Source organism: Pseudonocardia humida (assembly GCF_023898865.1).
GTDB classification, from domain to species: Bacteria; Actinomycetota; Actinomycetes; order Mycobacteriales; family Pseudonocardiaceae; genus Pseudonocardia; species Pseudonocardia humida.
This window is the reverse complement of record NZ_JAGSOV010000061.1, coordinates 1-23773: the sequence shown is the minus strand read 5'-3', so window position 1 is coordinate 23773 and position 23773 is coordinate 1. Positions and strand designations below refer to the sequence as shown.

At 73.2% G+C, this 23773-nt stretch carries 22 protein-coding genes; 16 read left to right on the top strand and 6 right to left on the bottom strand.

Annotated features, from left to right (window positions below; genetic code table 11):
- The first annotated feature begins 4 nt into the window (after positions 1 to 4).
- The 7 genes from KDL28_RS28625 (at position 5) to KDL28_RS28595 (ending at position 7535) form a co-directional block, all read left to right on the top strand.
- Positions 5 to 850 carry an alpha/beta hydrolase gene (locus KDL28_RS28625; RefSeq protein WP_252443549.1) on the top strand — a complete coding sequence of 282 codons (846 nt, stop codon included), beginning with the start codon at positions 5 to 7 and terminating at the stop codon, positions 848 to 850.
- Between the two features lie 420 nt (positions 851 to 1270).
- Complete coding sequence (locus KDL28_RS28620) at positions 1271 to 2632, top strand: aminomethyl transferase family protein (protein ID WP_252443547.1); 1362 nt, start codon at positions 1271 to 1273, stop codon at positions 2630 to 2632.
- A gap of 226 nt (positions 2633 to 2858) precedes the next feature.
- On the top strand, positions 2859 to 3641 hold the full coding sequence (locus KDL28_RS28615; protein ID WP_252443545.1) for an ABC transporter ATP-binding protein: 783 nt from the start codon (positions 2859 to 2861) through the stop codon (positions 3639 to 3641).
- Entirely contained in the window at positions 3628 to 4338 is a 711-nt protein-coding gene (locus KDL28_RS28610) for an ABC transporter ATP-binding protein (RefSeq protein WP_252443543.1), read from the top strand. The genes KDL28_RS28615 and KDL28_RS28610 overlap by 14 nt, the downstream gene beginning before the upstream one ends.
- Position 4339: 1 nt before the next feature.
- Positions 4340 to 5221, top strand: a complete 882-nt coding sequence (locus KDL28_RS28605) for a branched-chain amino acid ABC transporter permease (RefSeq protein ID WP_252443541.1) — start codon at positions 4340 to 4342, stop codon at positions 5219 to 5221.
- Between the two features lie 62 nt (positions 5222 to 5283).
- Positions 5284 to 6285 carry a branched-chain amino acid ABC transporter permease gene (locus KDL28_RS28600; RefSeq protein WP_252443539.1) on the top strand — a complete coding sequence of 334 codons (1002 nt, stop codon included), beginning with the start codon at positions 5284 to 5286 and terminating at the stop codon, positions 6283 to 6285.
- Positions 6282 to 7535 carry an ABC transporter substrate-binding protein gene (locus tag KDL28_RS28595; protein WP_252443537.1) on the top strand — a complete coding sequence of 418 codons (1254 nt, stop codon included), beginning with the start codon at positions 6282 to 6284 and terminating at the stop codon, positions 7533 to 7535. The genes KDL28_RS28600 and KDL28_RS28595 overlap by 4 nt, the downstream gene beginning before the upstream one ends.
- A gap of 58 nt (positions 7536 to 7593) precedes the next feature.
- Here the strand turns inward: KDL28_RS28595 and KDL28_RS28590 are convergent, their stop codons facing one another.
- Positions 7594 to 7803: a hypothetical protein gene (locus tag KDL28_RS28590; protein WP_252443535.1), complete on the bottom strand. Its 210-nt coding sequence runs from the start codon at positions 7801 to 7803 to the stop codon at positions 7594 to 7596.
- Positions 7804 to 8336: 533 nt separating this feature from the next.
- Between KDL28_RS28590 and KDL28_RS28585 the strand changes: the two genes are divergently transcribed.
- Entirely contained in the window at positions 8337 to 11123 is a 2787-nt protein-coding gene (locus KDL28_RS28585; protein ID WP_252443533.1) for a toll/interleukin-1 receptor domain-containing protein, read from the top strand.
- 172 nt (positions 11124 to 11295) lie between these two features.
- On the opposite strand, the gene KDL28_RS28580 is transcribed toward KDL28_RS28585, so the two are convergent.
- Positions 11296 to 11916 carry a hypothetical protein gene (locus tag KDL28_RS28580; RefSeq protein WP_252443532.1) on the bottom strand — a complete coding sequence of 207 codons (621 nt, stop codon included), beginning with the start codon at positions 11914 to 11916 and terminating at the stop codon, positions 11296 to 11298.
- Between the two features lie 141 nt (positions 11917 to 12057).
- On the opposite strand from KDL28_RS28580, the gene KDL28_RS28575 reads away from it, so the two are divergent.
- The 5 genes from KDL28_RS28575 (at position 12058) to KDL28_RS28555 (ending at position 17529) form a co-directional block, all read left to right on the top strand.
- Positions 12058 to 12252 carry a hypothetical protein gene (locus KDL28_RS28575; RefSeq protein ID WP_252443530.1) on the top strand — a complete coding sequence of 65 codons (195 nt, stop codon included), beginning with the start codon at positions 12058 to 12060 and terminating at the stop codon, positions 12250 to 12252.
- A 73-nt stretch (positions 12253 to 12325) separates the two neighbouring features.
- Entirely contained in the window at positions 12326 to 13975 is a 1650-nt protein-coding gene (locus KDL28_RS28570) for a helix-turn-helix transcriptional regulator (protein WP_252443528.1), read from the top strand.
- A 114-nt stretch (positions 13976 to 14089) separates the two neighbouring features.
- The gene (locus tag KDL28_RS28565) at positions 14090 to 14980 is read left to right on the top strand and encodes an alpha/beta fold hydrolase (RefSeq protein WP_252443526.1); all 891 of its coding nucleotides are present in this window, start codon (positions 14090 to 14092) and stop codon (positions 14978 to 14980) included.
- Complete coding sequence (locus tag KDL28_RS28560; protein WP_252443524.1) at positions 14977 to 16398, top strand: FAD-binding oxidoreductase; 1422 nt, start codon at positions 14977 to 14979, stop codon at positions 16396 to 16398. The genes KDL28_RS28565 and KDL28_RS28560 overlap by 4 nt, the downstream gene beginning before the upstream one ends.
- Positions 16399 to 16401: 3 nt before the next feature.
- Positions 16402 to 17529, top strand: coding sequence for an FAD-dependent monooxygenase (locus KDL28_RS28555; protein ID WP_252443522.1), 1128 nt, complete (start codon positions 16402 to 16404; stop codon positions 17527 to 17529).
- Between the two features lie 66 nt (positions 17530 to 17595).
- Here the strand turns inward: KDL28_RS28555 and KDL28_RS28550 are convergent, their stop codons facing one another.
- The 3 genes from KDL28_RS28550 to KDL28_RS28545 are packed head-to-tail and all read right to left on the bottom strand — an operon-like array spanning position 17596 to position 18487.
- A complete protein-coding gene (locus KDL28_RS28550; protein ID WP_252443520.1) occupies positions 17596 to 17775 on the bottom strand; it encodes a DUF7554 family protein in 180 nt (59 codons plus the stop codon).
- A 3-nt stretch (positions 17776 to 17778) separates the two neighbouring features.
- A complete protein-coding gene (locus KDL28_RS40700; RefSeq protein ID WP_256502937.1) occupies positions 17779 to 17907 on the bottom strand; it encodes a hypothetical protein in 129 nt (42 codons plus the stop codon).
- Between the two features lie 7 nt (positions 17908 to 17914).
- On the bottom strand, positions 17915 to 18487 hold the full coding sequence (locus KDL28_RS28545; protein WP_252443518.1) for a hypothetical protein: 573 nt from the start codon (positions 18485 to 18487) through the stop codon (positions 17915 to 17917).
- A 564-nt stretch (positions 18488 to 19051) separates the two neighbouring features.
- Here KDL28_RS28545 and KDL28_RS28540 point away from each other — a divergent pair.
- A complete protein-coding gene (locus KDL28_RS28540) occupies positions 19052 to 20788 on the top strand; it encodes a hypothetical protein (protein ID WP_252443516.1) in 1737 nt (578 codons plus the stop codon).
- Positions 20789 to 20859: 71 nt separating this feature from the next.
- On the opposite strand, the gene KDL28_RS28535 is transcribed toward KDL28_RS28540, so the two are convergent.
- Complete coding sequence (locus KDL28_RS28535) at positions 20860 to 21417, bottom strand: chemotaxis protein CheB (protein WP_252443514.1); 558 nt, start codon at positions 21415 to 21417, stop codon at positions 20860 to 20862.
- A 317-nt stretch (positions 21418 to 21734) separates the two neighbouring features.
- On the opposite strand from KDL28_RS28535, the gene KDL28_RS28530 reads away from it, so the two are divergent.
- The gene (locus KDL28_RS28530; protein ID WP_252443512.1) at positions 21735 to 22925 is read left to right on the top strand and encodes a PP2C family protein-serine/threonine phosphatase; all 1191 of its coding nucleotides are present in this window, start codon (positions 21735 to 21737) and stop codon (positions 22923 to 22925) included.
- Positions 22926 to 23434: 509 nt separating this feature from the next.
- Entirely contained in the window at positions 23435 to 23572 is a 138-nt protein-coding gene (locus KDL28_RS28525; protein ID WP_252443510.1) for a hypothetical protein, read from the top strand.
- The last annotated feature ends 201 nt before the right edge of the window (positions 23573 to 23773 follow it).

The following is a 23773-nucleotide window of genomic DNA, read 5'->3' as shown; positions in this document are numbered from 1 at the left end:
GCTGGTGCCCCCCGCTCTGGACGCGCAGGTCGCCGCGCTCCTCTCGCCCGTGCCCGGGGGGAGCCCCCGGCCGCCCGGGCCGCCGGTGCGGGCGGTCCGCGACCTCGACCTGCCGCTCACCGGCCGGACCCTCCCGGCCCGGCTCTACCGCGACGACCTCGACGACTGCCTGGTCGTGTTCTTCCACGGCGGCGGCTTCGTCAGCGGCGACCTCGACAGCCACGACGCCCAGGCGCGCGACCTGTGCCGGACGACGGGTCGGCCGGTGCTCTCGGTCGCCTACCGGCTCGCCCCGGACCACCCGTTCCCCGCGGCGTACGACGACGCCGTGGCCGCCGTCGGCTGGGCCCGCGCCCACCTCGCCGACCGGGTCGCGGTGGCCGGGCCCAGCGCCGGGGCGAACCTCGCGCTCGGCGCCGCGCTCGCGCTCGCCGGCACCCCGGCCGCGCCGGTCGCCCAGCTGCTGGCCTACCCGCTGGTCAGCGGCGACCCGTCCTACCCGTCGCGGACCGAGGTGGGGCAGGGGTACGGGCTGACCTCCGAGGCGATCGAGTGGTGCCTCGGGCAGTACTTCACGGACCCGGCCCAGCGCCAGGACCCGCGGGCCGCGCCGCTGCTGTCGCCCGACCTCGCGTCGGCGCCGCCGGCCGTCGTCGTCGGGGCCGGGCTCGACCCGCTGCGCGACGAGGCCCGGGCGCTCGCCGATCGGCTGCGGGCCGCCGGGGTGCCGGTCCACCACGTCGAGGAACCCGCGCTCCCGCACGGGTTCTGGAAGTTCGCGCCGCTCGCCGACGCGGCCCGCACGGCCGCGACCCGGATGGGGGAGGCCCTCCGAGCACTCCTGGACTGAGCGCCGACGGCCCGAGGAGGTGGGTCGTCGAGTAGGGCCTGCCTCACCCCCGTCCGCCGGCGCGCACCAGTGAGCGCACCGCCCGTTCGTGCGACACTCGGCTGCGTCGTGGTCGATGCGCCGGGTGGGGTGTCGTGGCGGTCGCCTGATCGCGCTGCCGGTCTGGACACGTCGGAGCGGTCCGATCGTGGAGGCACACCGGGTCACCCGTCGTCGGCGCCACTGCGAGCGCCCGCCTACGTCATGTGTCGCGAGCCGGACACGACCGCCGCCGAGACGGGCCCGGTCATCCGGTTCATCCTCGATGGGCCGCTGTTCCCTAGCGTCGGGAGAGGTCCGGACGCCGGCTCGGCGGTGCGGTTGCACCGACCTCGCCGGCGGTGCCCGACGACCACGGCCCCGAGGGAAGGTTCTGCGATCATGACGTCCGAGAGTCTGGCCTCGGCCATCGCCCGCGTCGGGAACCCGGTCGAGCTGCTGCGCAACACCGCAGCGCGCGCCCACACCTTCCCGGTCGCGCCCGAGTTCACCAACTGGCGCTCCGAACAGCGCGCATGGGCCGAGACCTGCGCACTGCTGGACCAGTCGCACCACATGACCGACCTGTTCCTGCGCGGCCCGGACGCGATGAAGCTGCTCAGCGGGCTGGCGGTGAACACGTTCGCGAACTTCGGCGTGAACAAGGCCAAGCAGTTCGTCGCCGTGAACCCCGCCGGCCGGCTGATCGGCGACGCGATCCTGTTCCACCTCGAGGAGGAGCTGTTCGACCTCGTCGGCCACCCGATGGTGATCGACTGGGTGCTGTTCCACCTCGACCGCGGCGACTACCGCGTCACGGCCGAGCGCGACGACAACTCCGCGGTCCGGACGTCCGGGCCGCCCACGTTCTACCGCTACGAGCTGCAGGGCCCGACGGCCGCGGCCGTGCTCGAGCAGGCCACGGGCGCACCGCTGCCGGAGACGAAGTTCTTCGCCATGGCGGAGTTCACCATCGCCGGGCACCGGGTGCGCGGGCTGCGCCACGGCATGGCCGGCCAGCCCGGGTTCGAGCTGTTCGGGCCGTGGGCTCACGGCGAGGACGTCCTGGCGGCCCTGCTGGCGGCGGGCGAGGACCACGGCCTGGTCCGCGCCGGGGCCAAGGCGTACTCCACGGCCAACCTGGAATCGGGCTGGGTGCCCGCCCCGATCCCGGCGATCTTCGGCGACGACCCGCTGCTCGCGGAGTACCGCGAGTGGCTGCCGGCCGGCGCCGCCGGCTCGATCGGCGGAAGCGTGGACTCCACCGACATCGACGACTACTGCCTGACCCCGTTCGACATCGGCTACGACCGCACCGTCAAGTTCGACCACGACTTCATCGGCCGCGAGGCCCTGGAGCGGCTGGCGCAGGACCCGCCGCGCACGAAGGTCACCCTCGTCTGGAACGACGACGACGTGACCGCGGCCATCGGGTCGCTGCTCGGCGAGGGACCGGGCGCGAAGTACCTCGACCTGCCGAAGATCCGCTACGCGCTGCACCAGGAGGACAAGGTCCTGATCGACGGCGAGCAGATCGGCATCTCGCTGGACTGCGGCTACATCGCCAACGAGCGCGCCGTGGTGTCGCTGGCGACGATCGCCAAGGAGCACGCCGCACCCGGCACCGAGGTCGTCGTGATCTGGGGCGAGGAGCCGAACTCCGCGAAGCCGCAGGTCGAGGAGCACCGCGCGTGGCGGATCCGGGCGACGGTGGCCCCCGTGCCGTTCGTGCGGTTCGCGCGGACCGACTACCGGAGCAGGTGACGACGACCGCCGGAGCGGTGCGACGAATGACTCGGGCCTGCCGTCATGCGACGCACGCCGTGCAGCCGGAACGGCCGTGTCGCGGCGACGAATGCTCGTGTCCCGGGCACATCCGCTGATCTACGCTGCCGGAGCCGTGATCGACGGCCGCTGACCGGAGTAGGTTGCCCCGACGGGCCGGCGTCCGCACCGACAGACGACGCCGCAACGGCGCGGGAGGAAGTCCATGGCAGCTGAGCTGGCCATGCAGGGCGTGAGTCTGCGCTTCGGCGGCATCGAGGTGCTGCAGGAGGTGAGCTTCACCGTCGAGCCCGGTCAGATCTTCGGGCTCGTCGGACCCAACGGCGCGGGCAAGACGTCGCTGTTCAACTGCATCAGCGGTCACTACAAGCCGACGGCGGGCACCGTGAGCATCGACGGCACGCCGGTGCAAGGCGCGCGCCCGGCGACGCTGGCCCGCCACGGCCTGGCCCGGACGTTCCAGCAGCCCGCGCTGCAGCTGCAGGAGACGGTGCTCGAGAACGTGCTCCTCGGCGCCCACACCCAACTCCCCGGGGGCCCGCTGGAATGGGCGGTGCGCACGCGCCGCACCAAGCGCGCGGAGGAGCGGTTCCGCGTCGAGGCGCTCGACCTGCTGGAGCGCAACGGCCTCGCGTGGGCCGCGCACCTGCCGGCCGACGAGCTGTCGCACGGCCTGCACAAGGGCGTCGAGCTCTGCCGGGCCCTGCTCATGAAGCCGCGGCTGCTGCTGCTCGACGAGCCCGCCGCGGGCCTTCCCCACGCCGAGGTGGAGCACCTGATCGCGGCGGTCCGGCGCCTGCGCGCGGAGGACGACATCACCGTCGTCATCGTCGAGCACAACATGGGGCTCATCGCCGCCCTCACCGATCGCGTCGTCGTGCTCGACCACGGGCGCAAGCTCATGGAGGGCACGGCCGCCGAAGCCCAGTCCGACCCCCGCGTCATCGAGGCGTACATCGGGAAGGACGCCGCGGATGACGTTGCTTGAGCTGGAGGACGTCACCGCCTTCTACGGCCCCGTGCAAGTGCTCGAAGGCGTGTCGCTCAGCGTCCCGGAGAACGGGGCGGTCGGCATCCTCGGGGCGAACGGGGCCGGCAAGACCACGACCCTCCGCGCGATCAGCGCCACCGTCCGGGCGGGCGGGCGCATCGTCTTCGACGGCAAGGACATCCGCGGCACGCGCCCCGACCGGGTCGCCGCCCTCGGCATCGCCCACGTCCCGGAAGGACGCGGCACGTTCGGCGACCTGTCCGTCCGCGAGAACCTGCGGGTCGGCGCCTACCTGCGCAAGGACCGCAAGGGGATCGCCAGCGACATCGACTACTGCCTCGACCTGTTCCCGAACCTGCAGGACCGCATCACCTCGAACGCGTCGGCCCTGTCCGGTGGCGAGCAGCAGATGCTCGCGGTAGCGCGGGCGATCATGTCCAAGCCGCGTCTGCTGCTGCTCGACGAGGCCTCGCTGGGCCTGGCGCCGAGCACCGCCAAGGCGGTCTACGACGCGATCCGGCGGCTGCGCGTCGAGTCCGGCATCGCCATGGTCGTGGTCGAGCAGAACGCCAACCTCGCCTTCACCCTCGTCGACAGCGCCACGGTCCTGGAGACCGGGCGGAACGTGCTCACCGGCACCTCCGCCGAGCTCCGGGGCATGGACGAGATCCGCCGCGCGTACCTGGGAGGCTGACATGGCGACGTTCATCCAGCTCGTCGTCGACGGGCTGTCCACCGGCTCGATCTACGCCGCGATCGCCCTGGCGCTCGTGCTCGTCCACCAGGCCACCGGTCTCATCAACTTCGCGCAGGGCGGCATGGCCGTGCTCGCCGCGTACAGCGCGTGGTGGCTGACGGCCCGCGGTGTCCCCCTCGTGCTCGCCATCCTGGCGTCGATCGTCCTGTCCTTCCTCCTGGGCGCGGCGGTCGAGCGGTGGCTGATGCGGCGGTTCGAGCGGGGCGACCCCGACACCGCCGTCGTCGTCACCATCGGCCTGCTGACCTTGATCACCGGGATCTGCGGGTGGCTGTTCACCTACAACAACCAGCAGTTCCCCTCGCTGTTCTCCCTCGACGCCGTGTCGTTCCTGGGCGTCTCGGTGAGCCAGCGCTCGATCGGGACCACGCTCGTGATCGTCGTGGTGATGTTCCTGCTGCAAGGGCTCTTCGCCGGCACGAAGCTCGGCCTCGCACTGCGGGCGGTCGCGATCAACCCGCAGTCCGCGGCGTTCTCCGGCCTCCCCGTCGAACGCCTCCTCATGGTCGGCTGGGGCCTCGCCGCGGTGCTCGGTGCCATCGCCGGCGCGATGGTCGCGCCGCAGTTGACGCTGACCCCGGGCATGCTGGACAACGCACTGGTGTACGCGCTGGCCGCGGTGATCCTCGGCGGTCTCTCGAGCCCGGTGGGCGTCGTCGTGGCGGCGTGGATCATCGGCGTGCTGGAGAACCTCGCCGCGGTGTACATCCCGCTCATCGGCTACGACCTCAAGGTGGCCGTGCCGTTCATCCTGATCTTCGTGGTGCTCGTCATCAGACCCCAGGGCCTGTTCGGCCGGAAGACCGTGGTGCGCGTGTGATGGCGTCCGTCCCGTCCCCCAGGCAGCGCTCGTGGGTGCGCTGGGCCGGTCCACTGCTCCTGGTGGTCGTGCTCGCCGTGCTGCCCCTCGTGTTCCCGGAGTCGGTGAACGAGATCATCGCGCGCATCGGTGTCTTCGCCGTCGCGGTGCTGGGGCTCAACCTGGTGATGGGCTACACCGGCCAGGTCTCGCTCGGCCAGATCTTCTTCCTCGGCCTCGGCGCGTACGTCACCGCTTACGGTGTCTCGAACGACTGGAACATCGTCGTGGTCTTCGTGCTCGCGTGCACGATCCCGGCCGTCGTGGGGCTGCTCGTGGCCCTCGCCGCGGCGCGGTTGGGCGGGCTGGCGATCGCGATGGTGACGGTCGCGTTGCCCATCGTCGGAGTTCCGCTCGCCAAGCGGCTCAGCGACTACACCGGCGGCTCCCAGGGCCTGTCCGCGCGTTTCGGTGATGCGCCGGAGGGGACCGGGCTCTACGACGACCAGTGGCGCCTGTACCTGGTTCTGGCCATCGGCGGGGCCGTCTTCCTGCTGACCCGCAACCTCGTCCGTGGCAAGTACGGCCGGGTCTTCGCGATCGTCAAGAAGAACGAGAACGTGGCGTCCTCGGTGGGGATCTCGCCCTACCGCTACAAGGTGCTGGCGTTCACCCTCGCATCCCTGATCGGCGGTGTGAGCGGCTTCCTGTACATGCTGGTCATCCAGTACACCTCGCCCGAGACTATGAGCTTCGGCCATTCGATCCAACTGCTGGCCGCGATGGTGATCGGGGGCGCGGGCAGCATCCTGGGCTCGATCCTCGGCGGCGCGTACTACGTGCTCGTCCCACAGCTGACGAACCTCGTCGACCCCAGCCTCACCGCGCTGCTGCAGGGCGCGACCCTGCTGGTCGTGCTCTTCGTCCTCCCGGGCGGCCTCGCGTCGCTCGCCCGTCCGCTGGGCCGCGGACGGCGCAGCTCCCACGACCGGCGCGGCCCGACGCCACCGATCACTCCGTCGGCGACCACGGGGTCGGGCACCGCGGCGGAAACACCTGAGACAGAGAGGCAAGGGCACCCATGAACATGCACTCCCGCTCGCGCAAGGCGCTCGGCATCGCCGTTGCGTCGGCGCTCGCCCTGACGCTCGCGGGCTGCGCGCGCGAGGGAGGCGGTGGCGGCGCCTCCGGCGGAGGGGCCAGCCCCGGCATCACCGACACGGCCGTCAAGCTCGGCATCTCCACCCCGCTCAGCGGCGCCACGGCGGGACCGGGCACCTGCACCGTCGCCGGCGTCACCGCGTACTTCGGCGCGAAGAACGCCGAAGGGGGTGTCGCGTTCGGCGACGGGAAGACCCGCACGGTCGAGATCGAGGCCCTGGACGACGGGTACGACCCGCAGCGGGCGAAGGCGAACTACGACTCGCTGAAGGGCGACGTCTTCGCGATGACCGCCGGCCTGGGCACGCCGACGAACCGCGCCTGGCGCGACGCGGCGATCGCCGACGAGGTGCCGCAGGTGCTGGTGATGACCGGTGACCCGCTCTTCAGCGACACCGAGGAGAGCCCGTGGCAGCTCGGCTTCGTGCCGATCTACCAGAACGAGGGCGAAGCGTTCGGGAAGCTGCTCGCGTCGTCCGGCGGGGCGCACAAGGTCGCGATCCTGTCGCAGAACGACGACTACGGCGCCGGCTACGTCGAGGGCTTCAAGTCGGCCGTCGAGGGTGCGGGCAACGTCCAGATCGTCGGCGAGCTGACCTACGAGGCGACCGACACCTCCGTCGACGCGCAGATCACCCAGCTCGCCGCCAGCGGCGCCGACGTCATCTTCAACGCGATGTCGGTGACGCCGCTCACGGTCTCCGCGCTGCAGAAGGCCCAGCAGCTGAACTGGCTGCCGAGGTGGTTCCTGCCCTCCAACACGTCGAGCCCGGGGGCGGTCGTCGAGCCCGGCGGTGGCGCGGCGTTCCCCGCCATCTACTCCGTCTCGTTCGCGAAGGCGCCGGCCAGCCCCGCGTTCGCCGAGGACGAGGACGTGCGGACGTACCTCGCGGCGCTGAAGGAGCACGGCAACTACCCGGATGCCCCGGCGTTCCCGCACTGCCAGTGGAGCTGGATGGTCGGCGCGACGCTCGAGCAGGCCTTCGCGAAGATGACGGCGCCGACCCGGGAGGACTTCATGCGGGCGCTGCGCTCGATCGAGAACTTCGAGGCGCCGCTCATGCTGCCGGGTACGGCGGTGAGCACCACCGAAGCCGGCCAGCCCGCGGTGCCGACCGTGGTCGTGCAGAAGTACAACGGCAAGGGCTACGACACGGTGGAGGCCTTCGAGTGACACCGGGCCGCCCGGCGGCGTGACTGTCCTGGCGTACGTCCACCACGTGTAGGGGAGGCTACAGCGGCGGCCAGAGGTCACGGAGGAGGTCGCCAGCGCCGCCGCTGTACCCGGCGGCGTTGGCCTCGGTCACCGCTCGCGACACCTGCGGGGTCCGGGTGAGGAGGTGGCGGTCGGCCGCGACGTCGGGGTCCCGCAGGACCCGCGCCTCCGGGAAGCAGGTCTGCAGGCGCGCGGTGCACGCCGTGAGTGCCACGGCCTCGGTCACGGTCTGGTGGATCTGGGCGTTGGGTTCCTTCTTGAGCGCGAGTTCGCCCGATCGGTCTGACCACTGCTGGTCGCTGTGGGGATCACGAGGCTCGCAATCAGGAAACCAAGCACGGCGATGGCGGTGCGTCGACCTCGCCTGGTCAGCTGCCTGACACGGGAGGTGCGCCCGGGGTCGGGTTCGGCCTCCCGGCGCAGGCCCGCGGGCCGGGGGGACGATGGGTCGGGCGGGCTGGTCGTCGAGCGGCGCGGACCGGGCGGGGCCGCGTCGGGCCGACCCGGGCGTCAGGAGGGCTGGTCACGATGCCTCCGTTGAGGTGTGCTGTAGCAGAAGGGCTAAGCGGTTACTGCGCTCGCGCTGTGTGGTGCCTCGTTACGGACCGGGATGAATCGACCGGGTGGGCGATGCCGGAGAACGCCCCGGATCTGCCAGGGCGCTTCAGTCCCTGCCGGCACCGCCACTCATGATCGCTCTCGGTAACAGCACCTGCACGAGAAGCGACAGGATCGTCACCTGGTCAGCGGGAGGTTCAGGTGCCGGTCGTCCAGTACGCCGCGTTCATGTCGTACAGCCACAGCACCGACCGCGAGCTCGCGCCGGAATTGCAGCGGCTGATCGTCCGGGTCGGGCAGCCGTTCTACCGGCGCAGCACGCTGCGGGTGTTCCGCGATTCGTCGAGCCTCACGATGGGACAGCCGCTTCCGCAGTCGATCGCGGAGGCGATCCGTTCGTCGCGGTACTTCATCCTGATGGCGTCCCCGGCGGCCGCGGCATCGCCCTGGGTGCAGCGGGAGGTCGAGTTGTGGTTGGAGAACCGCCGGCTCGACGAGCTGTTCATCGTGCTGACCGACGGCGACATCGTCTGGGACCCCGAGCGCGGCGACTTCGACTGGACGCGCACGACGGCGCTCCCGCAACGGCTGCTCGCTCGACGATTCGCCGAGGAACCGCTCTGGGAGGACGTCCGCAGCGCTCGCGGCATGACCCGTCGGGGACAGCGGAACAACCGACTCCGGGAGTCAGCGAGGACCCTGGCCGCGCCGATGCGCGGTTTGCGCAAGGACGAGCTGGCCGACGAGGATGAGCGCGCCTCTCGCAACGGCCGACGCATCCTGCAGGCCGGGATGGCAGGCCTGACTGCCCTCGCGGTCGCCACCACTGCCACATCGGTGTACGCGTTCGGCCAGCGGGACCTGGCAGCTGCCCAACTGCGCTCGTCCACCGCACGAGCGTTGGTGGCCGAATCGGCGAACGTGGCTGCGCGTGATCCGGTGCTCTCGGCCCGGTTGGCACTCCTAGCGCACGAGGCGGAGCAATCGCCGCAGACCGCGTCGGCCCTCATGGACGCCGTGGACCGCAACCGGCACATCGTCCGCTACCTGGTCGAGGCGAGCCGGGTGGCGACCGGCGTCGACCCGCTGACCGGCGACGAGCCGCTCACCGGCGTGGCGATAAGCCCGGACGGCACGACGGCCGTGGGTGTCAGCAGCCAGGATGGGACCGTGCGGGTGTGGGACGTCGACACCGGTGCCGAACTCGGTCGGCTGACCACCGACGACCCCGAGGGCAACGTATCTCCCGCCTTGACGTTCCTGACCGACGACCGCTTGGCAGTGCTCTTCCAGCTGCACGTCGACATCTGGCACCTGCCCAGCGCGCAGCTCCTGTCGACGACGCCCGTGACCGGTGGCCGCACGACGGGCATCTCGGCGGACGGCCGCTACCTCGCGATCGGCGTGGCCGACGCACCAGCGGGTGCTGACGGTCAGGTCTACGACCTCGCAGCACCGGGCGGTCCGTCGCTCGTCGCCACGACCGACGCGGTGACAGCCGCGGAGACCGCGACGCGTGCCAGGTCCGTCGATGCGGTCTTCCCCAGGCAGCCGCGGGACTACCAGGACGTGGCGGCGGACGGACGGCACGCAGCGGTCCTCCTGGAGAACACGACAGTGGAGATGTGGGACCTCGCTGCCGGTCGGATCCGGCACAGGCAGGAGTTCACCGACGAGTCCGGCATCGCCACCGTCGCGGTCTCCGGCGATGCGGAATCCGTCGTCGTCGGGACCGGTACTGGCGCACTGCTACGGTTCGAGCCGGGCGAGACCGCGCCCGAGGTGGTGGCGACGTTGCCGGCCGCCATCCAACGGATCGACCTGGACGCCGAGGGCCGCTACGGCGTCGCGTCGGACGTCGACGGTACGGCGGTCGTCCTCGACCTCGCCGACGACCGCCGTTTCGAGGTGCTGGCGGGGCTGCGCGCGGAGCCGACCCCGGACGGCGTGGCCGAACAGCCGGGGCTGGTGGCCAGCGATGACGGCCGGTGGCTCGGGCTCGTCCGGGACGCCTCCGTCCAGATCTGGGACATCGCATCGGGTTCAGCGGTGGGCGAGGTCGCGGCGACGAGAGACCGCCTGCCGGGCGGGTCCCTGCTCGAGTCGACCGTCTTCAGCCGGGAAGGCTCGCGTCTCGCCGTCTGGTCCGAGGGCGACGTCATCACGTACCGGATGCCCGAGCTCGTCGAGGTCACCCGGGAGCGGGCCCAAGACCCGCGGTCCGCGGCGGAAGCCGTCCAGCGCGCCACCGGCCGGACCCAGCTGTTCCGGCTGGCCACCCCGTCTGCGTCCGGATCGCCGGAGACCAGGGAGATCTGGGCGGCATCCGCGGCCGGGACCTCGCTGCTGCGGAGGTTGGAGGACACGTCGGACCGGTCCCTCGGTGTCGTCGCCGACGCCGACGGCGCCGTCGTGTCGATCGAACCCTTCGATCCCCTCGGAGCGGTCGACACGACGGTCTTCGACATCGGCGCTGCGGAACCGCAGGAGGTCGCGTCCTTCACGCGGATCGAGCACTCTTGGAGTACGACCTCCGGTGGTCGAGGGCGGTACGTGGCGTTCGACCGCGCGGTACGGGACATCGAGACGGGTTCAGAGGTCCCGCTGGTCGGTGGCGACGATGCGTTCGCCGATGATGACGCCGCGCTCCTGCGTGAGGACGGCATCCTCGTGCGCAACGTCGGTCCCACAAGGGAGGCCACGGGCGTCCTGCGCAACACCGTGCTCGTCTGGGATGCGGGGGCCGGCTCGCTCATCGGCGAGTGGGCGGACCCGCTCCCGATGAGCGAGATCGGGCAGCAGGGCACCCAGATCGTCGCGGTCGGACCCGATCGCGTGGCCTCCCTGCGCGCGGACGGGTCGATCGCCTTGTGGAGGATCGACCGCGCGGCGTGGGCCGCCCAGCTCTGCGGCCTCGTGGGAGACCTGCCGGAGCCCGAACGCATCCGCTTCCTGGGAGCTGTCGACGCAGCTCCGATCTGCGCGTGACCTCCGCTTCCCGTCAGGCGGCCCGCGAGTCGGCGGGGCTCCGAGTGCGGCCTCGGCCGGCGCCTTCGGGTCGGAGACGACGTGCTCGGCGTCTGCCGGAGGGTACGCACCCGCGACGGCGCCGCACCGGGATCAACCGCCGGGTCGCCGCCGCGGGTCGGCCGTGCGGCGGTCAGGCCATCTCGGGAACCCGTAGGTGCGCGAGCGCCAACTCGAACTCACCGACCTCGACGATCTCGGCGTCCGCTTCCGCCATGCTCGATTCCCGCACCCGCTGCGCCTGCTCACGGCTGCGCTCCATGGCGGTGTGGCTGTCGAACGTCAGCGACCCCACGGCCAGCCCGGACGCCCGGTCGATCATCAGGCTGGCGCTGCAGAACCCGTCGAACTCCTGGATCCTGGGCAGGATCGTCATCCGGTAGGCCTCGATGAGGCGGTCGGCCTGGTCGGGCCGCGTCTGCACCCAGGTCCCGCGGACACAGGCGCCCGGCTCGGAGGTGTGGTCGCGGTGCAGGACCGCGATCTCCCACTCGTCGACCTGCGGCCTGCCGCCCAGTATCTCGGCGGCGTGGTCCCGGACCGGCCGGAGCAGGCTCTCGCTGGCCCGCATGGTCTCCCTGCTCTGCCAGGCACTCGTGATGATGCAGCGCCCCGAGTCGCGGTCGACCAGCATGGACAGGCCGACGCAGCCGTCGGTGCCCATCAGGGTCGGCATCACCTCGTCGCGGGTGTGCGTGATGCCGGCGTTGATCGACCGTGGATGTGCGAGGACCGTGGTGGAGCGTGCGTACACGACCCACCCCCTTCCGAGCGGGGCAGCGCCCCGGCGGCGCCGCCGGTCGTCGCACACCATGCTCCGGCCCGCGCGCGATGGCAATGGTGCCTTTGCCGCACCGTATTGTGATGAAGATCAACTGAGCGACAGGATGACGAGATGATGGAAATGCTCCCGCAGGCGTACCCGCTCCGGATCCAGGGCGGCGGTGAGAACCTCGCCGTCATCGGCTGGACGCAGGTGAGCGACCCGGATGCGCCGTGGCGGCCCGTAGTCGTCGGCATCGGCCAGCCACAGCACCCGTTCGTGCTCAACGAGCCGATCAAGAACGCGGTCTACGTGCTGCCCGGTTGAGCACTGCGTAGTCGCCGACCGTGTCCTCTGCGTAGTGTTCGCCTCTGCGCGGCGTCGAACGCGGGAGGCCTCGATGGCGACCGGGTCTGTCGAACGAGGGCGGCTGGCGTTCGGTCAGCGGGCGTGGGCGGCGGCCTTCGCCGAGCTGTCCGGCGCCGACCGGGAGTCGCCGCTCGATCCGGAGGACCTGGAGCACCTGGCGACGGCGGCGTACCTGGTCGGCCGGCCCGACACGGGCGCCGAGGTGCTGGCGCGCGTCCACCGGGAGTTCGTCCGGCGCGGTGATCGGGTCCGGGCGGCGCGGTGCGCGTTCTGGTCGGCCTTCCACGCCCTGCAGTCGGGTGAAGCGGGTCGCGCGGGCGGGTGGCTCGCGCGGGCCCGACGGCTGCTCGACGAGGGCCGGCACGACTGCGTGGAGCGGGGGTACCTGCTCTACCCGGTCGCGATGCAGGCGATCTTCGCCGGCGACACCGCCACCGCCTGCGAGGTCTTCGGTCGGGCGGTCGAGGTCGGTGACCGCTTCGGTGAGCCCGACCTGGTCGCCCTGGCCCGGGTCGGCCAGGGGCGGGCGCTGATCCGGCGGGGCGAGCCCACCGCGGGCATGGCCCTGCTCGACGAGGCGATGATCGCGGTGACCGGCGACGAGGTGTCCCCGATCGTGGCCGGGGACAGCTACTGCACGGTGATCGAGGGCTGCCAGGAGACCTTCGACCTGCGGCGCGCCCAGGAGTGGACGGCCGCGCTGGCCCACTGGTGCGACTCCCAGCCCGACCTCGTGCTCTACCGCGGCCAGTGCCTCGTGCACCGGGCGGAGATCATGCAGCTGCACGGGGCGTGGCCGGACGCCGCGGACGAGGCGCAGCGGGCCTGCGAACGGTTCCGGACCGGCAACCGCGGCACCGGTCCCGAGCACCCGGGGATCGGAGCGGCGTTCTACCAGCGGGCCGAGGTGGCTCGGCTGCGCGGTGAGTTCGCCGCGGCCGAGGAGCTGTACCAGCAGGCCAACCGGGCGGGTCGGGAGCCGCAGCCGGGGCTGGCGCTGCTGCGGCTGGCGCAGGGCGGCACGGACGCCGCCCGCGTGTCGATCGCCCGGTGCCTCGGCGAGGCCGAGGACCGGGTCGGCCGGGCCCGGCTGCTGCCCGCGCACGTCGAGATCATGCTGGTCGCCGGCGACGTCCGCGCCGCCCGCACCGGCGCCGACGAGCTGGCGCTGATCACCGCCGACCTGGACGCGCCGCTGCTGCGCGCGGCGTCCGCGCAGGCGACCGGAGCCGTCCTGCTGGGCGAGGGCGACGCCCGGGCCGCCCTGGCGCCGCTGCGCCGCGGGTGGTCGCTGTGGTACGAGCTGGGGGCGCCCTACGAGGCGGCGCGCAGCCGGGTCCTGCTGGGACTGGCCTGCCGCGCGCTGGGGGACGAGGACGGCGCCGCCATGGAGTTCGACGCCGCGGGGTCGACGTTCCAGCAGCTCGGCGCGGCACCCGACCTCGCGCGGGTGGAGTCGCTGGCCCGACGGCGTCCCGAGGGGTCGGTGAGCCCGCTGACCGCCCGCGAGCTGGACGTGCTGCGGCTGGTGGCCACCGGCATGGGCAACCGGGCGATCGCTGCCGAGCTGTTCCTCAGCGAGAAGACCGTGGCCCGGCACCTGAGCAACATCTTCACCAAGCTGGACCTGCCGTCGCGATCGGCGGCCACCGCCTACGCCTACGAGCACCACCTGGTCTAGCCGCCTGCGCAGAACCACCCACATCCCGGCATGGGCATTCCGTCCGACGCGGTCGGGCGGTCCGGCTCCCTAGCGTCGCCATCCCAGCACTGCACAGGGCACCGGGAGGCGACCATGACCGGTACAGCGGATCCAGCGGACGGCGCACGGCGGGCGGTGCTCGCCGGCGCCCCGGTCGAGGAGCGGCGGCTGCGGCCGGCCGGCGTCCCGACGGCCGTGCTGGAGGGCGGCGACGGCCCACCGATGGTGCTGCTGCACGGACCCGGCGAGTTCGCGGCCGGCTGGCTGCCGGTGCTCCCGGACCTGGTCCGCACCCACCGCGTGGTCGTCCCCGACCTGCCCGGTCACGGCGCCAGCGGCGTCCCGGACGGCCCGCTGGACGCGGATCTCGTCCTGCGCTGGCTCGGCGAGCTGGTCGAGCAGACCTGCCCGTCCCCGCCTGCCCTGGTCGGGCGGGTCGTCGGGGGAGCCGTCGGGGCCCGGTTCGCCGCCGACCACCCCGGTGCGCTGGACGGCCTGGTGCTGGTGGACGCCCTCGGCCTGGCAGGGTTCGACCCCGATCCCCGGTTCGCCCTGGCGATGCACCGCTTCCTCGGGCGCCCGGACGCCGACAGCTACCACCGCTTCATGGAGTTCTGCGCGTTCGACCTGGACCGGGTCCGCGAGCGGCTGGGCGGGCGGTGGGAGCCGTTCGCGGCGTACGCCGTCGAGCGGGCCGGTGACCCCGGCGTCCAGGCCGCCATGGGCGCGCTGATCGGGCACTTCGCGGCGACCGCGATCCCCGCAGACGTGCTCGACCGGATCGACGTGCCCACCACCCTCATCTGGGGCCGGCACGACCTGGCGACCCCGCTGCGCGTCGCCGAGCGGGCCGCCACTCGCCACGGCTGGCCGCTGCACGTGATCGACGGCGCCGGGGACGATCCGGTGCTGGACCGCCCGGAAGAGTTCCTGCACGCGCTGCGCACCGCGCTCGCCCTCCCGGTTCCCGGGGCCACGTCATGACCCGCGCGATCGACGTCGCCTGCCGGGACGGCGGCCTCGTCCGCCTCGACCGCGACGTCCTGGCCCACCGGATCGGGGGTCGGGTGCTGGGTCCCGGCGACGCCGGGTGGGACGACGCCGTCCTGGTCTGGAACGCCATGTCGGCCCGGACGCCGGCGCTGGTCGTGCAGCCGGCAACGGCTCGCGACGTGGCGACGGCGGTCGGGTTCGCCCGCGAGCGAGGGCTGCTGCTCGGCGTCAAGGGCGGCGGCCACCACATCGCCGGGACCGCACTCGCCGAGCGCGGCCTGAGCCTGGACATGGCCGGCATGGGCGAGGTCGTCGTCGATCCCGACGCCCGGCTCGTCCACGTCGGACCCGGGTGCCGGCTCGCCGACGTCGACCGGGCCACCCAGCGGCACGGCCTGGCCACCGTGCTCGGGTTCGTCTCCGAGGTCGGCGTGGCCGGGCTGACCCTCGGCGGCGGGTTCGGCTACCTGATGCGCCGCTTCGGCTGGGCCGTCGACAACCTCGAGCAGGTCGAGATCGTCACCTCCGACGGCGCGATCCGCATCGCCGACCGCACCGAGAACGCCGAGCTGTTCTGGGCGCTGCGCGGCGGCGGCGGCAACTTCGGCGTGGTCACCCGGTTCACCTTCCGGCTGCACGAGGTGGGCCCGATGATCACCGGCGGCCTCGTGCTGTGGGACGCCGCGCGGGCCGACGCGGTCCTGGCCGCCTACCGCGAGCTCACCGCGACCGCTCCCCGCGAGCTGACCACCGCCCTGGTCATCCGGATCGCGCCGCCGGCCCCGTTCATCCCCGAGCCGTGGCACGGTCGGCACGTCATCGGCATGCTGGTCTGCCACAGCGGCGCCGACCCCGACACCGACCTCGCGCCCCTGCGCGCCCTCGGCGACCCGGTCGTCGACCTGATCACCCGTAAGCCCTACGTCGAGCAGCAGTCGATGATGGACGGCACCGAGCCCGCGGGCCGGCACTACTACTGGAAGACCGAGTACCTGCCCGGTCTGCCCGACGGCTTCCTGCGGGCGTTCCGGGACGGCGCCCTGGCGGTGCCCACGGTCTGCTCGGAGTCGATCATCTTCCACATCGGCGGCGCGGCGAACGACCGGGCGGACGACGACGGCGCCGTCGGCAACCGGGACGCCCGCTACGTCACCGGGTTCGCCGCGGCCTGGTCGCCCGACAGCGCGCCCGACACCCACGTGACCTGGGCCCGGGACGCGTGGGAGTCCGTCCGCCCGTTCTCGACCGGCGGCAACTACGTCAACTTCCACCTGGCCGAGGACGGTGCCGACCGCACCGCGGCGGCGTACGGGAGCAACTTCGAGCGCCTGCGGCGCGCCAAGTCCGCCCACGACCCGCACAACGTGTTCCGGGTCAACCGCAACATCATCCCGACCGGGCGGAGGTAGCCGGTGCGCGGCGCCGGTGTCCGGGTCCTGGTCGTCGGGGCCGGCATCGCCGGGCTCGCCGCGGCGGGCACGCTGCGCCGCTGGGGCGCGACGGTCGAGGTCGTCGAGCGCCTGCCGGGGCCGGCTCCCCGCGGCGCCGGGATCTACCTGCCCGGCAACGCCGTGCGGATGCCGGACACCCTGGGGTGGGGGAGCGCGGTGCGCGAGCGCGCGGTCCCCATCGGACGGCAGCGGACCGCCGACCACGGCGGTCGACTGCTGTTCGACGTCGACACCACGCAGCTGTGGGCCGGCGTGGGCCCGTGCTTGGCACTCTCGCGCGCGGACCTCCACCACGTGCTGCTCGCCGGTCTCGCCTCCGACGTGCCGGTCCGGTGGGCGTGCGGTCCGCAGGCCCTGCATCCCGTACCGGGCGGTGTCGCGGTCGCCTTCGACGACGGCACGTCCGATCGCTACGACCTGGTCATCGGGGCGGACGGCGCGCACTCCACCGTGCGGGGCCTGCTCCTCCCCGCCGGCGCGCTGCGCCCCGTCGGCCAGCACGCCCGGCGCTTCCTGATCCCGGCCGGCGATGTGCGCGACGGCGACCCGGTGGCCACGTGGTCGCTCCGGCTCGGGCCGCGCTCGGCCTTCCTGACGATCCCGCTCGGGAACGGGACGCTCTACTGCTACTGCGACGGCCCCGTCGCCCACCCGCCGACGCCGCTGCGCGAGCTGTTCGACGGCTTCGCCGAGCCCGTCCCCACCCTGCTCCACCGCCTCCGGACGACCGGCACCGCCGTGCACGCCGGCCCGATCGAGGAGGTCGTCCTGGACCGGTGGTCGCGCGACGGCGTGCTGCTCGTCGGCGACGCCGCCCACGCCACCTCGCCGAACCTCGCCCAAGGCGCCGCGATGGCCCTGGAGGACGCCTGCGTCCTGGCCGAGGAGCTGGCCGGGGCAGGCGGCCTCGGGGAGGCGTTGACCGCCTTCGAGCACCGCCGCCGCCCGCGCACCGGGTGGGTCCGCGCGCAGACCCGCCGGCGGGACCGCACCCGCTCCGTCCCGCCGGCGATCCGCGACACGGTCCTGACGCACCTGGGCAGGCACCTCGTGCGCGCCCACCACCGGCCACTGCGTGCCCGACCGTGACCTGCACCCACCTCGGCGTCGGCGACACCAGGATCGGTCTCGACCTCGTAGCGGGTGGGGAGAGGGTCAGGGGGCGGACCGGCCGGAGGAGCGGTGCTTGAGGTAGCCCCACGCTGCGGTGGCGACGAACAGGACGGCGGCGGCGACGGTGAGCCAGATGAGGCCCCTGACCACCGCACCGATGACGGCGACCACCAGCCAGATGACGAGCAGTGCGGCGACGATCTTCAGCAGGTTCCCGCGCATCGGTCAGCTCCGGATTCCGTTCTGGTCGTCCTGGTCGGCGACGTGGGTGATGTCGATGGCGATGGATGTGCCGGTGCGTCCATGGTGCTCCTGGTCGACATGGTCGGGGTAGGACCGGTCGGCCGGGTCCACGTCCCGGTCAGTGGTCGAAGCCGGCGCGGTCGACCTTGCGGTGGTACCGCATGCCGGCCAGTCCGCCGAGGATCGCACCGGCGAGGGCCGCGGCGAGGGCGAGCAGCGCGGCGATGATTCCGCCGGTGGTCAACGTGCCCTCGTTGATCGGTAGCCGGGGCAGGCCGTTCAAGTTGGCGAGCACGTCGAACTGGCTGCCGGCCAGCGCGCCGAGCGCCGCGATCACGATCGCGATCACCACGGCCCACACCCACACGGCGACGCCCTGCTTCACCCCGCTGAACCGGGCCATCCGCCCGGCGACGTAGCCGCCGCAGACGTAGGCCAGGAACAGGATGACGAGCAGGACGATGGAGCCGGTGAGGCCGACGGTCGCCGCGGTGGCGGGGTCCTGAGCGGCTCGGGTGGCCTCGTCGACGGCCTGTCCGGCGCCGGTGTCGGCGGTGGCCAGTCCGATGGCGGTGCCCGCCGCGGCGACCAGTGCGGTCAGCAGCAGGGCGGTGCCGGTGGCGGTGAGCCAGCCGAAGAACGCCGAGCCCCACTTGATCCCGCCGAACTGCTGCTTCTGCTGGGCCACCATCTCCTTGCGACCCGGGCCGGCGGTGCCCGCAGCTCCGACGTCGGTGCTTCCGACGTCGGTGCTTCCCGTGGCGGTGCTTCCCGTGGCGGTGCTTCCCGTGGCGGTGCTTCCCGTGGCGGTGCTGTCGGAGCGGCGGACCTCGGTGGGGCCGGCATCGGCGTGGTCGACGTGCGCGCCGTCGGGCCTGGACTGGTCGGCGTTCCCCGAGCTTCCTGCTGTACTCATCGGTATCTCCTCAGGCGACCGTCTCGTGAGTTCATGGCCTGGTGCAGGGCGCCTGGCACCTGCGTTCCCCAGGTCCGGCTGTCGACACCGAGACGAGGTTGCGATGTGGTCACCCTCTGCAGAGGTGATCGCGAAGCGGAGCGGGGTGCGGCCGGGACGACACCACCGAGGAGGCCGGGCGGAGCGGTCGGACGACCGGGGGTTCGCGCGGCCCGGCGATGAGCGACCACCTGCGATCCGGGTGGCGACCGCTGTTTGCCGCGACGGCGCAGCGGGCAGCCCCGGCAGGATCTGCGAGCGTCGACACCGCGTCCGCGTGACGGGGGAAGGGGTCCGGCGATGACGGAGTTCGTCCTCCGCAGGACCGATCGGACCTACCGGGTGGGCGAGCCGCTCGACCGGGACGGCGGAGCAGTGGTGAACGCCGTGGAGCCGGCGTCGTCGAACCTCGCGCTCAAGCAGTACCTGCCGGACACGCTGCAGCAGCGGTCGGACCTGGAAGCGCGGATCCAGGCGATGATCGACAGCCCGCCGGCCTACCGCGCGGGCCGGTCGGACCTCCCGAGCTGCGCGTGGCCGGAGGACGCCGCCTACGTCTCGGGCCGGTTCGTCGGCTTCGTGATGCCACGTGTCGACACCGCGGGCGCGGTCGCCGTCCACGACGTCGCCACCTCGCGCGCCGGCACCTGGCGCCACCGCGTCGCTGTCGCCGAGAGCCTGGCCCGCGCCGTCGCGCTGTTGCACGACGCCGACGTCGTCCTCGGCGACCTGCCGGAGCGGAACCTGCTGAGCTGGGGCGACGGATGGGTGACCCTGCTCGGGTGCGACCGGATGCAGGTGGTGGACCCCGGGTCCGGCAGGCGGTTCCCGTGCCGTGCCGAGCCCGACGGGTCCAGGGCGCCCGAACTGATGCACGCCTCGATGGGCAGCACGTTGCGGACGAGCAGCAGCGACATCTTCTCCCTCGCGGTGCGGATCCACATGCTGCTGCTGCACGGTGGGCATCCCTTCCAGGGGCAGTGGCGCGGGCGCGGGCACCGGCCCGCGCAACACGTGCTCGCGGGCGACGGGCTGTGGTCCTACGCGGGCAATCCGAAGCTCGCGCCCCTCCCGGACGCCGTGCCGCTGGAGGTGCTGCCGCAGGCGCTGCGGCAGTACTTCCGTGCCGCGTTCGTCGACGGCGCCCGCCGACCCCAGGACCGGCCCCCCGCCCACCAGTGGGTGGCCGCGCTGATGGCCCTGCGCGAGTCGCTCGTCACCTGCGCGCGCGAGCCGGACCACGTCCACGGTGACCACCTGCCGGAATGCCCGTGGTGCCCGCCGGAGGCGCTGCCGACCCGGCCGGTGCGCCCGGTCCGTCCCGGCTACACCCGGCCGCACCTGCCTGCACGGCGTCCGGCGACCGCCGCTGCGTCGTCTCCCGGTCCCGCTCCGACCCGACCGGCGGACGACACCGACAGCGGGACCGGGCCGGCACCGTTGACGGTCCGGCTGGCGCCGACGCCGTCGACGGGGCGCCGGCCGACGCCGCCCCGGCGCCGGAGCGCGCTGCGCGTCGCCGCGTGGGTGGCGCTCGCCGTCGTCGGCATCGGTGCCGTCGGGGTGGCCGGGGCGACGAGCAGGTCCGGGCCCGCCGTGACCGGGCCCGCCGGTGCTGCGTCCACGCGCGCCGCCTCGGCGCCACCATCGGCCGGTGAACCGCAGGATCCCACCGCGGCACTCGAACGCATGCGCGCTGAGGACGCCGCGACCGTGGAGGCGCTGGCGGAGTCGTGGGTGGCCCAGCTCTCCGCCCGCCCCGCTGGCGCGGGGACCGCCGGCGGGACCGCCGCGGACGCGGCGGTCCTGGCCGGGCACGACGCGCTGCGCAAGCGGTACCCGGCTGCGGTGCTCCTCCGATCCACCGACTGGAACTACGGGGGTGATTTCTGGATCACGGTCATCGGCGAGCGGTTCGCCACCGCGGAGGAGGCGAACGCATGGTGTGACACGCACCGGATCGCGCCGCGCGAGTGCTTCGCGAAGGAGCTGTCGCACTCCGGCGCCGTCGAGGGCAGCGAGAGGTACCGCGGATGAAGCGCGCGGCCGTCGTCGGCCACGTCTGCGGCACCCGGTCGAGGCCTGCGCGCCGACCCGGCGAGGCCCGATCAGCGAGTCAGCGCCACGTGGACGCCGATGGCGGAGGCGAGCTCGTCGAGGGCCAGCGTGCGCTGCACCAACCCGGTGCGCACCGCGGCGCCCGGCATGCCGAAGTACGCCGACGACGCCTCGTCCTGGGCGAACACGGCGCCGCCGCAGCGGTGCACCGCGCGGATCCCGGCCTGGGCGTCGTGCCCCTTCCCGGTCAGCACCACCGTGAGGACCCGCGGCCCGCACGTGGCGGCGAGGGTGGCCAGCAGCATGTCCGCCGACGGGCGCGACGGCGGCAGGTCGCCGGTCTCCAGCAGCCCGACCTCACCCGCGGAGGTGACGATCAGATGCCGCGCGGGGGGTGTCACCAGCACGGTGCCGACCTCCAGGAGGTCGCCGTCGTCGGCCACCCGGACCCGCAACCGCGTCCGTGCCGCCAGGATCCCGGCCAGCAGGCCCGGTCCTTCGGGGTCCTGGTGCTGGGCCACCACCAGCGCGGCCGGCAGGTCCGCGGCCAACCCGCCGAGCACCGCGCTGAGCGCCTCGAGCCCGCCCGCCGAGGTCACCAGGGCCACGACCGGGAACGCCGGCGCGTTCCGCGGACCACCTCTCTCCGGACCGCCGAGTCCATCGCGCACCGACACCCGGTCGAACCTACCCACCAGGTGGGCGCACCGGCCGATGCCCCGGGCGTCGTCGACGAGGTGTCGAGATCCGCGGTGATCTGAGCTCGTTCCGACCTGTCGTAGGATCCGTGCCGGCCGCGGAGGTGGTGTTGCGCGAACTCGCTCGGTCCGATACCGCACCGGACAGCGCGCCGGCGGTCTCGGGCCGCAACAGGCTGAGCTCGGTCGGGGCGAGCGGCCCGGATCCCACCCGCGTCGAGGACCCGATGCTCGTGGCGTCGGTGGCGCCCCGGCCGTTGGAAGTGCTGCTCGTCGAAGACGACGACGGTGACGCGTTGCTGGTCGAGGAGTACCTGCTCGACTTCGACGAACCGGTCAACCTCCGTCGGGCCACCACGATCGCCGCCGCGATCGAGCAGCTCGCGGGCGTCGACTGCGTGCTGCTCGATCTCGGGTTGCCCGACGCGGTCGGGTTGGAGGGTCTGCAGGAGCTCGATCGACGCGGTTCGGCGGCGATCGTGGTGCTCACCGGGGACAGCGACACCCGCCGCGGTCGCGGCGCGGTCGGCGCGGGTGCGCAGGACTACCTGGTCAAGAGCCAGATCGACGGACGGCTGCTGGGGCGCACCCTGCAGTACGCGGTGGAACGCCAACGCGCCGAGCTCGTCACCCGCCAGCTGCACGAGGCCAGGCTGCAGGAGCGGGAGAACCAGCGGCTGGAGCGCGGCCTGCTGCCCTCGGCGCTGCTCGGCGAGGACCCGAGCCTGACCGTGTCCACCCGCTACGAACCCGGGCACCAGCAGTTGGTGCTGGGCGGGGACTTCTACGACGCGGTGCGCACCGGCGACGGCTGGGTGCACGTGATCGTCGGGGATGTCTGCGGTCACGGCCCGGACGAGGCGGCGCTGGGTGTGTGCCTGCGGATCGCCTGGCGCACCCTCGTGCTGGCGGGCGTGCCGGCCGCGCAGGTGCTGCCGGTGCTGCAGCAGGTCCTGGTGAGTGAGCGGTCCTCCCCGGTGCTGTTCGCGACGGCGTGCATGGTGTCGGTGGCGCCCGAGCGGGACCGGGTGAGCGTCTACCTGGCCGGGCACCCGGCTCCGGTGCTGGTCGCGGACGGCTCGGTCGAGCTGGTGGACGAGTCCCGGCGCGGGGTGCCGCTGGGGGTGCTGGCTGTGGCCTCGTGGGAAGCGGTCGAGGTCGTGGTGCGGCCGGGGTGGGCGGTGCTCGTCTACACCGACGGGCTGGTCGAGGGACGCGACAGCGACGGCGAGCAGCTGTGGTCCGAGGGCCTCGTCGCACTGCTGGCCCGGCAACTGGAGGCGGAGCAGCGGTGGCGGGACGATTCGGCGAGTCTGCTGGCGGTGGTGATCGACGCGGTGAAGGCCGATCGTCCGCACCGCACTGACGACCTCGCAGCGCTCCTGCTCGTCCACACCGTCGACGCCGAGCGCCGATGACGGCCCGTCGGCCTCGGTGAGGGGCCGGCGAACGAACGCCCTCGACGATCGGGCTCAGGCTGGTGGACGCACGGGCACCGGGTTGCTGGACGGTCTCGAACCACCGGGTCGACGGGCCGGACATCCAGGTCGCCGGTGCGGACTCCGCAGGAAGCGCCGCAGCACGGCCACGAGCAGCCTTCGGGCAGGGTCCGCAACGCGACGAACCCGCGCGGGACCGGTGGCGTCGGCAAGGCGGCCAGGTTCTGCCGCATGGGGCGGACCACGGCGCGGACCGCGTCCGGCTCGTCGGCAGGGCCCTCGGGCCACCCGCCGCGTTCACCGCCTGCCCGAGCGGCACCTCGAACGCGGCGTGCGTCTTGAGCCAGGCGTCCATCCGCATGGGCACCAGGCGGGTCACGAGGGTGGACGGACGGTAGCGGACTACCCGCCGGTCGGCGACCCGGAGGCGTTCGCGGGGCCGCTGTTCGACGGGATGCCCGCCGGCGACGAGAGCGGGGGGCCTCGCCGTGGCGGCCGTGGACCGCGTCGAGGTCCACAACCGGCGCAGCCCGGCCGGCTCCGGCCCTGCGAAGGGCGAGGCGGCGCGGCGCTGGGCGATCACGTTCCTGGCGGCCGCGATGAGCGCGCCACCGACCGGGACCTGACGACCCGCGGTGGGCCGGTCGCGCAGGTCGTCATCGCATTCGTCAGCTCTTCGTCAGCTCGGCGCGGTCCCGCGGGCGGGCGGGGCGGGCATCCTGGGTTGGCCGGCTGCGGGGTCGGTCGAGGACGGCGTCCCCGGTGGGTGGTGGGGAGGAGGTGGGGATGCGGGTGCCGACGACCACGGCGAGGGAGCTCATCGAGCA

What these genes read in the sequence shown, in the direction of transcription:
- KDL28_RS28620 (WP_252443547.1), top strand. Translation starts at nt 1,271, where the DNA reads ATGACGTCCGAGAGTCTGGCCTCGGCCATCGCCCGCGTCGGGAACCCG.
- KDL28_RS28615 (WP_252443545.1), top strand. Translation starts at nt 2,859, where the DNA reads ATGGCAGCTGAGCTGGCCATGCAGGGCGTGAGTCTGCGCTTCGGCGGC.
- KDL28_RS28610 (WP_252443543.1), top strand. Translation starts at nt 3,628, where the DNA reads ATGACGTTGCTTGAGCTGGAGGACGTCACCGCCTTCTACGGCCCCGTG.
- KDL28_RS28605 (WP_252443541.1), top strand. Translation starts at nt 4,340, where the DNA reads ATGGCGACGTTCATCCAGCTCGTCGTCGACGGGCTGTCCACCGGCTCG.
- KDL28_RS28595 (WP_252443537.1), top strand. Translation starts at nt 6,282, where the DNA reads ATGAACATGCACTCCCGCTCGCGCAAGGCGCTCGGCATCGCCGTTGCG.
- KDL28_RS28575 (WP_252443530.1), top strand. Translation starts at nt 12,058, where the DNA reads ATGATGGAAATGCTCCCGCAGGCGTACCCGCTCCGGATCCAGGGCGGC.
- KDL28_RS28570 (WP_252443528.1), top strand. Translation starts at nt 12,326, where the DNA reads ATGGCGACCGGGTCTGTCGAACGAGGGCGGCTGGCGTTCGGTCAGCGG.
- KDL28_RS28565 (WP_252443526.1), top strand. Translation starts at nt 14,090, where the DNA reads ATGACCGGTACAGCGGATCCAGCGGACGGCGCACGGCGGGCGGTGCTC.
- KDL28_RS28560 (WP_252443524.1), top strand. Translation starts at nt 14,977, where the DNA reads ATGACCCGCGCGATCGACGTCGCCTGCCGGGACGGCGGCCTCGTCCGC.
- KDL28_RS28550 (WP_252443520.1), bottom strand. Translation starts at nt 17,775, where the DNA reads ATGCGCGGGAACCTGCTGAAGATCGTCGCCGCACTGCTCGTCATCTGG.
- KDL28_RS28545 (WP_252443518.1), bottom strand. Translation starts at nt 18,487, where the DNA reads ATGGTGGCCCAGCAGAAGCAGCAGTTCGGCGGGATCAAGTGGGGCTCG.
- KDL28_RS28540 (WP_252443516.1), top strand. Translation starts at nt 19,052, where the DNA reads ATGACGGAGTTCGTCCTCCGCAGGACCGATCGGACCTACCGGGTGGGC.
- KDL28_RS28530 (WP_252443512.1), top strand. Translation starts at nt 21,735, where the DNA reads ATGCTCGTGGCGTCGGTGGCGCCCCGGCCGTTGGAAGTGCTGCTCGTC.